General features: G+C 67.7%; 5 protein-coding genes. 1 reads left to right on the top strand and 4 read right to left on the bottom strand.

All coding sequences use genetic code 11. The annotated features are described in order from the left end of the window. Positions 1 to 319: 319 nt before the first annotated feature. A complete protein-coding gene (locus WMF17_RS45165; protein WP_437647121.1) occupies positions 320 to 3,223 on the top strand; it encodes a TonB-dependent receptor domain-containing protein in 2,904 nt (967 codons plus the stop codon). 653 nt (positions 3,224 to 3,876) lie between these two features. Here the strand turns inward: WMF17_RS45165 and WMF17_RS45160 are convergent. The 4 genes from WMF17_RS45160 to WMF17_RS45145 all read right to left on the bottom strand — a co-directional run bounded on the left by WMF17_RS45160 (position 3,877) and on the right by WMF17_RS45145 (position 11,528). After that, complete coding sequence (locus tag WMF17_RS45160) at positions 3,877 to 4,461, bottom strand: GNAT family N-acetyltransferase (RefSeq protein WP_437599726.1); 585 nt, start codon at positions 4,459 to 4,461, stop codon at positions 3,877 to 3,879. Positions 4,462 to 4,821: 360 nt separating this feature from the next. Further along, a complete protein-coding gene (locus tag WMF17_RS45155) occupies positions 4,822 to 5,883 on the bottom strand; it encodes a polyamine ABC transporter substrate-binding protein (protein WP_437599724.1) in 1,062 nt (353 codons plus the stop codon). Positions 5,884 to 6,012: 129 nt separating this feature from the next. Beyond that, on the bottom strand, positions 6,013 to 8,253 hold the full coding sequence (locus tag WMF17_RS45150; RefSeq protein ID WP_437599723.1) for an SLC26A/SulP transporter family protein: 2,241 nt from the start codon (positions 8,251 to 8,253) through the stop codon (positions 6,013 to 6,015). Between the two features lie 188 nt (positions 8,254 to 8,441). Continuing rightward, on the bottom strand, positions 8,442 to 11,528 hold the full coding sequence (locus WMF17_RS45145) for an AAA family ATPase (RefSeq protein WP_437647119.1): 3,087 nt from the start codon (positions 11,526 to 11,528) through the stop codon (positions 8,442 to 8,444). Positions 11,529 to 11,909: the final 381 nt, after the last annotated feature.

Raw genomic sequence — 11,909 nt, 5'->3', positions numbered from 1 at the left:
CGAACAGGTTGGATCGGCCCACGGCTTACGGTAAGCTGACCCGGCAATGCGGCTATTCGTCCCAAGCTCGCCGTGTCTCAGCGTCACTGCTGGACCCGGCGGACGGCGCCTTCCGCTCCACACTACGACCGCTGGGAATCGAGATCGAAAGATGAGCTTTCGTCGTTCCGCACTCCTACTCATACTCGTTTCACTCCTCACATTCTCCGGTCGGCCTGCCTGGGCGGACGATCTGGCCGACGAGGCCGATCTACACTTCAGGATCGCCACGGAGCGTTATTCAGCACGCGATTACCGGGGCGCCCTGGAGCACTTCCTGGTGTCGAACCGTCTCGTGCCAAACCGCAACGTCATCTTCAACATCGCTCGAACGTACGAGGCGCTCCAGGAGTACCCGGACGCGTTCCGCTACTACGTTCAGGCGCTCGATCTCGAGCCAAACGCCGCGCGCAGGCCCGCGATCGAGGAGGCGCTCGCGCGCATCCGGCCAAACGTCTCTGTCATCAACGTGACGTCGGACCCGCCCGGAGCGACGGTGTACATCAACCGCCGCGATCTCGGCGGGCGCGGCAACACGCCCCGCCTGCTCGGCTTCCAGCCTGGCAAGCACAAGATCATCGTCGACCTCGAGGGATACGAGCCGGCGGAGGTCGAGAACGTCGAGGCGAAGGTCGGCGAGCAGACGAACGTCGCGATCAAGCTGAAGCGCATCGTCGGCACGGTGCGCGTGGTCGGCGAGACGGCGGGCACGACGGTGCGCATCAACGACGCGAGCGGTCCGCCGGCGTGCACCGCGCCGTGCGATCTCACGCTGCCGCCTGGCCGGCATCGCCTGTACCTCTCGCAGGAGGGGTATCAGCCGTCGGAGCAGGACGTGAACGTCGGGGCCGCGAGCACGGTGACCGCGCGTTACCGTCTCAACCCGCTCACCGGCAGCCTGGTGGTCAACGCGGACGAGCGCGACGCGCTCGTCGAGGTCGACGGCAAGCCGATGGGCTTCACGCCGGCGGTGCTCAACGTGCAGAGCGGCCAGCGCCGGGTGCGCGTCTCGCTGCGCGGGTTCCGCCCTGTGGAGCAGGTCGCGAACGTCGTGGCGAGCCAGCAGACCCGCATCGACATCTCGCTCCGCCAGCTCGAGGAGGTCGAGGCCGCGTCTCGTTCGGCGGAGGCCGTCGAGGACGCGCCGGGCTCGGTCACCATCATCCCCGGGTCGGAGCTGCGCGCGATGGGTTATCCCACCGTCGCGGAGGCCCTGAGGGGCACGCGCGGCGTCTTCACGACGTACGACGGCGCGTACACCTTCGCGGGCGTCCGCGGGATCAACCTGCCGGGCGACTTCGGCAACCGCATGCTGACCCTGCTCAACGGTCACTCGATGAACGACAGCTGGGTCAACCTGTCGTACTTCGACTACCTGGCCCGGACAGACCTCGAGGACGTGGAGCGGATCGAGATCGTGCGAGGTCCCGGCTCGGTCCTCTACGGTACGGGCGCGTTCTCCGGCGTCGTCAACATCGTGACCAAGGGCCGCCCGACGGCGACCAGCGTCGGCTTCGGCGTGGGCACGGCGGACAACGGGTTGATCCGAGGCCGCGTGTCGGCCCAGATGCCGCTCGGGCGCGACTCCGGCTTCTGGATGTCGGCCGCCGCCGGGCGCAGCCTCGGGCGCGACTATTATTTCGGCGACTACAGGGAGCACTATACGACCCCCAGCTTCGACGGGTATGCCCGGGATACGGACAAGTTCAACGTCGGGACATTCCAGGGCCGGCTCTGGATGAAGTCGTTCTCGGCGCAGGCGTACCTGAACTCCCGCTGGAAGACGCTCCCGAACGGCGTCGCCACGACTCAGCTTGGCGGCGACAATACCACCTATCGAGACACCCGCGGGTTCGTTGAGCTCTCGCTAGCGCCGCGCTTCGGAGACAAACTGGCGACGCTCACCCGCGCGAGCTTCAACTGGTACAATTTCCGCGACAAACTCTGGTACGACCCGGACTCGGCGTTGATGCCGCCGGGGTTCGACAAGATCCATGACCAGGAAGACTTCAACGGTCTCTGGCTTCTGGCGGAGCAGCGGGTCGAGTTCAGCCCGATCTCCCAGGTGAAGGTCACCGTTGGCGCCGAGGCACAAATACATTTCCAGGCCACGCAGCGCGGCCTGGACACGGTCTGCGACGGCACCGGGTGCTACGAGTTCATTTACCTGCCGCTGCCAAACCTGGAGGGTCTGAATGAGTCGCAGGCGGCGGACGAGCTCGCGAAAATGGACCGAGAGGACAAGCGTCCTTACAATATCTTCGCCGGGTACGCGCTCGTCGACATCACCCCGTCGGAGCGGCTCCGCATCTCGGCAGGCTCTCGCTTCGACTACTACTCGACGCTCGGCGAGGTCGTGCCGAGTCCTCGGATCGCGCTCATCGCCAAGCCGTACGAGCAGGGTAACCTGAAGATCACCGGCGGCCGCGCGTTCCGGGCGCCGTCCATCCAGGAGATGTTCTACGGGTACGCCTTGCTCAACGAAGCCGGGACGGGTGTTGACGTGACCTACAAGCAGGGGGACGATCTCGTGCCCGAATTTGTCTGGTCGGGAGAGATCGAGTTCACGCACCGGCTCTCCTCCACGGTATCGATGCTCGCTGCCGCTTACGTGAACCACCTCGACAACTTGATCTTCCAGCAGGGGAGCGGGATCCCAGTGGATGATCCGACGCAATACAGGAACACCGGGGACCCCATCCTCGTCGTGGGCGGCGAGGCTGAGCTGCGCCGCGAGTGGCGGCAGGGATGGATGGCCTCGGCCTCGTACTCCTACGCGAAGGCGCAGTACCTGGAAGAGGACGGCGTGGACAAGCTGCGCCAGGTCCCGAACTCACCGGAGCACATGGGATCGGTCCGCGGCGCGGCCCCGCTCTTCGGGAAGGCGGTCGTCCTGGCGTCGCGATTGACGGTCGAGGCGCCGCGGTTCGACCGCAACGTGAAGACGTACGAGGGCGAGACACCTCCGCCGGACGGCGTGCCTAATCAGACCAAGACCGAGCCGGCGGTGATCTGGGACATCGTGGTCTCCGGGCAGCTGGAGGTCGGCGGGCTCCGGTACAACGTCGGCGTCTACAACGTCGGCGACTGGCGCTACACGGCGCCCACGGCCGCGCAGTACACGATCGCCAAGATGCCTCAGAACGGCCGTACGTTCCTCGCCTCGCTCAACATGAGCCTCTGAGAACCGCGGGCGCTGGCCTCGCCAGCTGCCTGCATCGCGAAGCGCCCCTCCCCTTCCAGCGGAGGGGCGCTGTCTTTTTGTCCCCCCGAGATCATCCCCGCCAGGCGGAAGCCAGCAGCCCGCACCGTCGAGCGCCCCCGGCGCTCGTCGACGCCTGCCAGCGCCGAAGGCGAAAGCGAGCGGCACGCACCATCAGGTAGTGCAGTCATTTGAACAGTAAGGCGGGAAGGCGGGAAGAAAACCTGAATGATCTTCCCACCTTCCCGCCTTCATGTGGAATCTCTCTTGGCAAATGACCGCACCACCCACCATCAAGCGGTGCCCACGCTCATCGACGCCTGCCAGCGCCGAAGGCGGAGGCGAGCGGCACGCACCGTCAAGCGGCGCCCGCGCTCGTCGACGTCTGCCGGCGCCGAGGACGGTCATTCCATGGACAAACGGCAGGCCCCCGGCGAGGGGGGTCGTCGCGCGGGGTGGGCGATGGGCCGATGTTTGAGCCCGAATGGCGTCCTGTCTCCGTCGTGCATCGCACGACGGGGACAGGACGCCCCAGGCGAGTTCGGCCCACCGCCCGCCCCGCGCGACGACCCCCCTCGCCGGGGGCCGGGCACATCGAGCGGACCTGAGATCCTACAGAACCACCAGGAGCCCCGCTACTTGTTGTAGGGCCGCTGCCCCGCCTTCGGGCTGAACAGCGTACACAGGATGGTGTCGTAGAAACTCCCCTGGAAGAAGTAGTTCTCCCGGAGGTACCCTTCCCGCTGGAAGCCGAGCCGCTCAGCGACCCGGAGCGAGGGCCCGTGCCCGGGGTCGATGCCCGCCTCGATCGTGTGCAGGTCGAGCTGCTCGAACCCGAACCGCACGACCGCGCGCAGCGCCTCCGTCATGTACCCCTTGCCGCTCGACGTGCGCGCCTGCTCGTAGGTGATCTCGGCGCGATAGTGCGGCATCAGGAAGCGATAGAACCCTACGGCGCCGATCAGGTGCTCCGATCCCCGGATGCTGATACCCCATCGGAGCTGCGAGCCCTCCTGGTGCGCACGCTTGAGCATGCCGATCATTTTCCGAGTATCGGCGACCTCTCTGTGAACGGGAGCGCCCCATAGCCTCAGCCACTCAGCGTCCGAACAGACGGAGAACAGGGCCTCAGCATCGGATTCCTGGATCTCACGCAGTACAAGGCGTTCTGTCTCGATACGAGGATGAACGGCAAACGGAAGGTCGAGAGGGCTGCTCATCAGGGGCTTCTCCCAGGTATAACGCCCAGCCTATCATCGTTCCGCGGCATCGTGCGGTAATCTCACGGCGCGCGTTCCGATTGTGTCCACTGTGCATCCAGGCTCGGCGCCTGCGTGCGATGCGCACCGCACGCACCGCACGCAGGCGCCGACCAGCGGTCCGCGCCGCGCGCCGCACACGAGGTCGCGCTCCGCCTCACACGAGGCGCTGGGACCGAAGCAGATCCCACACGCCGCTGGTCTCGGAGGGTCAGAGAGGAGACTTTACAGAGGGTGCGTGTCCGTCCACGTGGGCGCAGGTGCCTCCCTGAGCCCGCGGTGGCGCGCCGCGCTGCCATCGATGACGACGGCACGGCGAAGTCACTGGGACTTCACTTCCGTCCAGACCTCGTCAAACACCTTGGCCGCTTCGCCCAGGTCGCGGTGGTGCTCGAGGCGATCCGACACCTCTTTCGTCGGATAGATGAGCGTGTTCGTGCGGTCTTCCGGCGGCAGCTTGCCCTGCGCTGCGGCGTTGGGCGACGCGTACTTTGTGTACAGCGAGAGCTGCGCGCCACCCTCCGGCGTGAGCACGTGATTGATGAACTTGTGGGCCAGCTCAGGGTGAGGCGCCTTCGCCGCGATCGTCATCACGTCGACCCAGATGACGGAGCCCTCCTTCGGGATCACGAAGGCGAGGCGGTCCTTGTCCGCCTGGATGGCCTTCTGCGCGTCCCCGTTCCAGACGACCGCCATGTCGACGGAGCCCGCCCTGACATCCTCCATGGCGCCCACGCCGCCCTTGAACCCGAGGCACTTCGGCTGCTTCTTCACGTCCTTGAGGACGGTCCCGGCCTCGCGGATCTCGTCCGCGTTCGTGGTGTTGCTCGAGAACCCCTTGTACTTGAGCACCGAGCCGAGCATGTCCCGCTGCTCGTCGAGCAGCACGAACGTACCGGCCACCTTCTTCGGATCGAGCAGCACCGACCACGAAGGATCGAGGTTGGGCAGCTTCTTCTTGTTGTAGACGATGCCGACGGTGCCCCACTGGTACGGCACGCCGTGCTTGTTGCCGTCGTCGAACCCGGCCCCGGAGAACCGCGGCTCGAGGTTCTTGAGGTTCGGGATCTGCGCGTGCTCCAGCGGCTTGACCAGGCCGCGCCGCACCATCCTGGGCAGGATCTGGCTGGCCATGATCACGACGTCGTACTGGCTCTCCGCGCCCGCGTAGGCCAGCTTGCTCTCCATCTCCTCGGTGGAGTCGTATCGGGTCAGCCGCACCTGGGCCTTGGTCAGAACCTCGAAATCCTTGACGATCTTCTCATCGATATAGTCTGGGAAGATCAGCAGGTTCAGCTCGCCTACTTCGGCGGGCGCGGCTGGTTTGGCGCCGGCTCCAGGGTCCTGCCCCGCCGGCGGGGGCTCCTTCTTGGAGCAAGCCATGAGCGAAAGGACCCCCAGCAGCACCGAAACAAGCACCAGGGGTCTACGTCTGTATTGCATCAGTCAGTCCTTTCTCCTTCTTGTTCAAGGCATCTCGCGGGAACGCGGCGTGACTGGACGTTCTTCGCTCTAGTTGAACAATGATTTGACAGGACCAGTCGAGTGGACGATTCGGCGCGCGAGCAACGTGACCACGAAGTGGTGAAACGCGGCTGCCAGCTCGGGCGCCTCGGCGGTGAGCCGCTGAAGCGCCTCCTCCGACAGCCTGTAGAGCGTGACCTGGCGGCTCGCGGTCACCGTCGCAGAACGTTTCTCGCCCATGTAAAGCCCTGACTCCCCGACCACCGAGCCCGGTCCCATGGTGCGGAGCCGCTTTATCTTCTTCCCGTCGATCTCGAGCCACGCCGTCAGCTCACCGCCCTCGATGAGGTATAGGTCCTTCGAGATGTCCCCTTGCCGGAACAGGTCGAACCCCGCGGGGACCTCGACGCGCTCCAGGTAGCTAAGAAAGCGGAGCATCTCCGGCCTGCCGTTGAAGACATCCTGGAGGTCGTAGAAGAGCATGGGCGGCGGCAGCATGCTCGGGGGCGCCTCCTGGATGATCTCGTTCTCACACGCCTCCAAGCCGCGGTCCAGATCCGGGTAGATCCGGCACTGGTCGTCGTTCTCGATCACGACCTCGCCGCGCTCGAGGTGGTTTCTGATGTCCGCCGGGACCTCGGTGAGGATGAGCCTCACGCCGTTCGCCTTCGCCAGCCGGCGGAGCCGGAGGAAGCTGGCGATGGCCGAGGAGTCGAGCCCGTTGACGTGCCGGAAGTCGAGGAGCAGATACCGTATCTCCCCGTCCGTGCTCTGGATGCGCTGCTGAGCGCTGACGAGGAGGTTGTACGCCGTCCCGAAGAAGACATAGCCCTGGAGCTGGAGGATGTACAGCTGCTTGGCTCGCTCCAGCAGCGTCATCTCCTCGCCGTCGCTGCGGGCCACGTTGCTGCGGAGGTGCAGGCCGGAGATGGCGTTGCGGATCACCTCGATGCGGCTGTAGCTGAGCGCGAACAGGATGAGCGACACCCCGAGCCCCACGGCGACGCCGAGGAGGAAGCCCCAGACGGCGACGACGAGGAGGATGAGCACCACGACGAGGTACTCGGTCCGGCGCAGCCGGAAATAGCCCTCGTACAGCGTGTTGATCAGGAAGTGGAAGCCGAGGTACGCGATGAGCCCCCCGAGCACCGGGCGCGGGTAATAGCTGATCGCGTCGGCGCCGATGACCAGCACGAGGGCGCTGATCGACGCCGCGAAGAGGCCCGCGAGCCGGGTGTTCGCGCCGGTCTTGAAGTTCATCGACGACTCGGGCATCGACATGTACCCGACGACGCACCCGAACATGCTCCCGACGATGTTCGCGACCCCGGTGGCCCGCAGCTCTCGATCGAGGTCGATCTCCTGCTCGGTGGCGAGCTCCACGCCGGACGCGCTCAGGAGCACGGTGATGGCCGCCATGACCGTCACCGCCACCATGTTGCCGCCGCTGTCGAACAGGACCGGCCAGTTCACCTGCTTGAGGTCGGCGACCTCCACGGGAGGCCAGAGCGCCTCGCGCGGGAACGGCCCGAGGAGCCACCCGTCCGCGAAGGCCTGCGTCACGTTGGAGTCGGAGATGTAGAGGATCAGGTAGAAGACGCCGGTCGACCCGACGAGCAGGATCGGCAGGAGCAGCAGGTTCGTGTAGCGCCGGAGGAGCGCCACGAGGAGCACGCCGAACACGAGGCCGGTGAGGACCTTGTCCAGCGAGCTCGAGAACAGGTGGGGGAGCATGTTCAGCGTGGCCGGCTTGCCGGACATGACCGAGAGCGACCCCTGGACGAGCAACCATCCGGCGCCGGCGAGGAAGCCGCCGGCCACGGGATAGGGGATGAAGCGGACGAGCACCCCGAGGCGGAGTATGCCGAGCAGCAGGAAGAAGCCGCCGGCGACGACCGACGTGAGCGCGATCGCGACGATCACCGTCGGGAACGCGTCGGCGTTCGGGTCGATCTTGTGGACGCCCGCCGCGATGGCCGAGGCCATCGAGGCGAAGATGACGGCGGCGTCCTCCTGCGGGGCGGCGATGACGGGGCGGAAGGAGCTGAGGAGGGCGACGATCACCCCGACGATCACCGAGCTGACAAGGAAGATCCCGATCCCCTTCGACAGCCGGTCCGCGAAGTCGTGCGTGAACACGAGCGCGGCCAGCGAGATGTCGAAGGTGACGACCAGCGTCCCCGAGACCGCGGCCGCCAGGGCCGCCTGGACCAGCTTGAGCCGCTTCGCCGACCCGCGCTGCTCCTCGCGCACCGGCTCCGCAACGTCCCCTGCTTCCTGCTGTGTCATGCTCTTGAGAGACCTCTCGGACGATGTGGCGAAATCCGCGCCGCTCTAGGCCGGAGCGGCGCTAGCGCCGCTCCGCAGGCGAGCCGAGCATAGCGATTCTGCAGCCGGGCAGGTATGCGGCAGCGAGGGTCGCGACGACGATGCTGGCGGCGTGGCGGGCGGGGGGCACCGCGGCCCCCCGCGCCGGCTCAAGAGGCACCCAGCTCACGCTCGATCGCCGCAGCCTGCTCCTGCAGGGCCTCCGCCTCGCCGGGGTGGCCGCTCAGCCGGTGCAGCTTCGCGAACTCGGCGAGGAGCCTCGCCTCCTCGCGCCGGTTGCCGATCTGCCGCTCGACCGCGATCGCGCGCGCGTAGAGCGTGCGGGCGGCGTCGTATCGGCCCTGGACGGCGTAGGCCATCCCGAAGCTCGCGAGCGTGAGCCCCTCGGTCGGCAGGTTGCCCGCCTCGCGCGCGGCGCGCAGCCCCTCTTCCCAGTACGTGCGCGCGTCGTCGGGCTGCTGCATCGCCCAGTGCGTGCGGCCCAGGCCGAGGAAGCCGAGCGACTCCGACCCGCGATCGCCGAGCTTCTGCGCGTCGGTGAGCACGCGGATGTGCTCCTGCCGCGCCTCCTGGTACCGCCCCCTCGCCTCGAGGACGTCGCGGGCGAACTCGTAGCGCACGACGACGCTCTCGGGCGTCGGCTCCGGCGAGAGCTTGAAGTAGACGCGGTAGAGGCGCGTCGCCTCCTCGTGGGCGTAGCGCGCGGCCGCCTTGCGCGCGCCCGCGAGGAAGTAGCGGCGCGCGTGATCCACCTTGCCCGCGCGGCGCCAGTGGCGCCCGAGCGCCACGAGCTGGTCCTCGAGGTCGTCGCCGTACAGGCTCTCGATCGCCTCGGCGGCGAGCCGGTGGAGCTCCTGCAGGCGCGCGCGCGACTGCATCTCGTAGGCCGCGTTGCGGAGGAGCGCGTTGCTGAACTGGAAGCGCCGCTCCGTCATCTGCGACCAGATGCACTGCGCCTCGCCGATGCGCACGTGCTCCTCGAGCACGGCGGCGTCGGGGAGCATCAGCGCGAGCACGCGCAGGTCGAACTCGCGCCCGAGGACGGCCGCGGCGACGATCGTCTGCTTCACCTTCGCGTCGAGCCGGTCGAGCCGCGAGATGAGCAGGCTGTTCACGTTCTTCGGCGGCATGAACGTGTTCGAGATCGAGATGGAGCTCGAGCTCGAGCCGTAGCGCCCGTCCTCGAGCCAGTAGGCGAGGATCTCCTGCGCGAAGAACGGGTTGCCGCCCGCCGTCTCGCAGAGGAGCGTCGCGAGCATGTCCGGCATCGGGCCGCCGAAGAACGGGACCGCGAGCGCGAGGAGCTGCTCGCGCGGCAGCGGCTTCAGCTCGATCACCTTCTCGGAGATGCCGGGATCGAGCGGGATGCGCACCGGGGTGCCGTCATCCTTGCGCCGCGTCGTGCAGATGATCGCGATCGGCAGCCCCCGGCACGCGCGCGCGATCACGCGCACCGCCTCGAGCGAGTCCTCGTCGGCCCAGTGCGCGTCCTCGAGGTGCAGGATCACCGGCTGGAGCGACGCCTCGGCGAGGAACACGAAGCTCAGCGCCGAGAGCGTGCTCGTGTACCGGAGCTTCGGGTGCAGGCGCTCGTACGGCGAGTCCTCCCAGCGGATGCCGATGAGCGCGGCGAACACCGAGCGCGCGCGGTCGAGCTCGCGCTTCAGCGCGGCCTGGCTCTCGGGCAGCCGCTCGAGGAGGTACTCGAACGCGTCGTCGAAGTTCGTGAGCTTCTCTTCCTTGCCGAGCGCGGAGGACTCCCAGAAGTACTCCTTCAGCGCGAACTCGAACGCGTTCAGCGAGCTCTGGAGCGTCTGATCGCAGCGCGCGTCGATCCACAGGAAGGGCCGGTCGGTCTGGTGCTCCTCGCACCGGTGGCGGAAGCGCTGCACGAGGTAGCTCTTCCCGAGCCCCGGCTCGCCGTCGATGTAGGTGATCCCGGCCGGCTTGCCCTCGAAGATCGGCCCGACGTAGCGCGCGAGCTGCTCGATCTCCGCCTCGCGGCCGATGAGGCCGAGGTCGTAGAACTCCTTCTGGACCGAGATGCGGCGGCGCTCCAGCGAGTAGACGAGGATGGGCAGGTCGAAGCCCTTGAACCGGAAGATGTTCTCCGTCGTCCACTGGTAGCTCGTCTCGCCGGCGCGGAAGACCTGCTCGTCGGCCCAGATCGCCGACCAGGGGGCCTTCGCGACGAGGCGCGCGGCGAGGTTCGTCGCGCGGCCGATGCACGCGAACTCGTTGCGCTCGGTGCCGCCGTTGAAGCCGGCGTAGCGGACGTCGCGCGTGATCCCCGCGCGGAGGCGCATCTGCCGGAGGCCGCGCTTCTTCAGCTCCAGCGCGAAGTCGAGCGCGCGATCGTTGTCGTTCTCGTGGGTGATCGGGGCGCCGAAGTGGATCAGCGCGGCGATGCCGAGATCGCCCGCGTCGATGCCGGTGAAGGTGCCGCCGTAGAGCTCCGAGAGCTCGTGGAGGAGGCGCGTGAGCTCGGCGAAGCTCGGGATCTGCTCGAACGAGAGGAAGACGCTCGTGACGTTGCGGAACTCGCCCTCCGGGGGCATGTCGGCGACGCCCCTCGCCACGAAGGAGGTGCCCTCGCCGCGCGGCGGGTTCCTCGGGACCTGCGGCATCCTGGGCGCCGGCACGTCGCCGAGCTTGTAGACGCCCTCGCCGTGGTACTTCGCGCTCGCGGGCGGGATGCGATCGCAGAGCGCGCGGTCGAGGAGGATGTCCCCCTTCTGCGCCTGCCGCTCGATCGCGACGCACGCGGCGAGCGCCTGCCCGTGGAAGTGGTAGTAAGCGCGCTCCGGGGAGATGCGGACGATGCCCCACTCGACCGAGCCCCACGCGAGCCCCATCCGGAACGAGAACGGGAAGCTGCCGAAGGGCGTGTCGCGCTCGGGGTGCTCGGCGAAGAGATCGCGCATCGAGAGCGCCGCGCCGAGCACGTACTCCGCGACCTTGCGGTCCGGCGTGTCCTGGAACAGCGCCGTGAACGCGTCGCCCGCGAAGTTCGTGATGAAGCCTCCGGCGTGGTGGACCGCGGCGATGAGCGGGTCGAAGTAGTACCGGAGCGTGCCCGCGAGCGTCTCAGCGCCCGCGCGCCCGTGCTGCATCAGCTTCTCCGTGAGCTCGGTGAAGCCGGGGATGTCGATCATCAGCACCGCCCCCGTGAAGCTGCCCTCGGTGTTGCCGAGAGCGTCTTGCTGGATGATGAAGTCGGGGACGAGCGGGTTCATTTCCTTGCTCCTCAGCAACGGATCCCGCTGGGAATCAGCCTGGGAAGCGCGTCTGCGGGACGCAGAGCCTGGAGTCTACTGCCGGCGGGAACAGATGAATACCGGGATCTTCGATCGGCGGTGACGTCGCCGGCCCGCGCGGCGCGGGCCTGCCGCTGCGCGGGCTGGTCGTGCCGCTGCGCGGGCTGGTCGTGCCGCTGCGCGGGCTGGCGCGCATGCGCCCGTCCCGCAGAGCGCAGCACACCGGCGCCTCGCGGGGGGTTCCCCTCGGTGGAGAGCCTGGAACGAGGCGCCTCCACGTCGGCACGGACATCCGCCCGGAGCGGCCGCGCCGAGAGGACAGACGGGGAGACGGCGATGAGGCGTGCGGGGCGCTGGAAG

It is taken from the genome of Sorangium sp. So ce362, assembly GCF_051519845.1.
In the GTDB taxonomy this organism is placed as follows: domain Bacteria; phylum Myxococcota_A; class Polyangia; order Polyangiales; family Polyangiaceae; genus Sorangium.
The sequence above is the reverse complement of the archived record's forward strand: the minus strand, read 5'-3'. Positions and strand labels throughout refer to the sequence as shown.

Bases quoted from the DNA above. Each gene is read 5' to 3' on its own strand.
- WMF17_RS45155 (WP_437599724.1), bottom strand. From the start codon at position 5,883: ATGGCTTGCTCCAAGAAGGAGCCCCCGCCGGCGGGGCAGGACCCTGGA.
- WMF17_RS45150 (WP_437599723.1), bottom strand. From the start codon at position 8,253: ATGACACAGCAGGAAGCAGGGGACGTTGCGGAGCCGGTGCGCGAGGAG.
- WMF17_RS45160 (WP_437599726.1), bottom strand. From the start codon at position 4,461: ATGAGCAGCCCTCTCGACCTTCCGTTTGCCGTTCATCCTCGTATCGAG.
- WMF17_RS45145 (WP_437647119.1), bottom strand. From the start codon at position 11,528: ATGAACCCGCTCGTCCCCGACTTCATCATCCAGCAAGACGCTCTCGGC.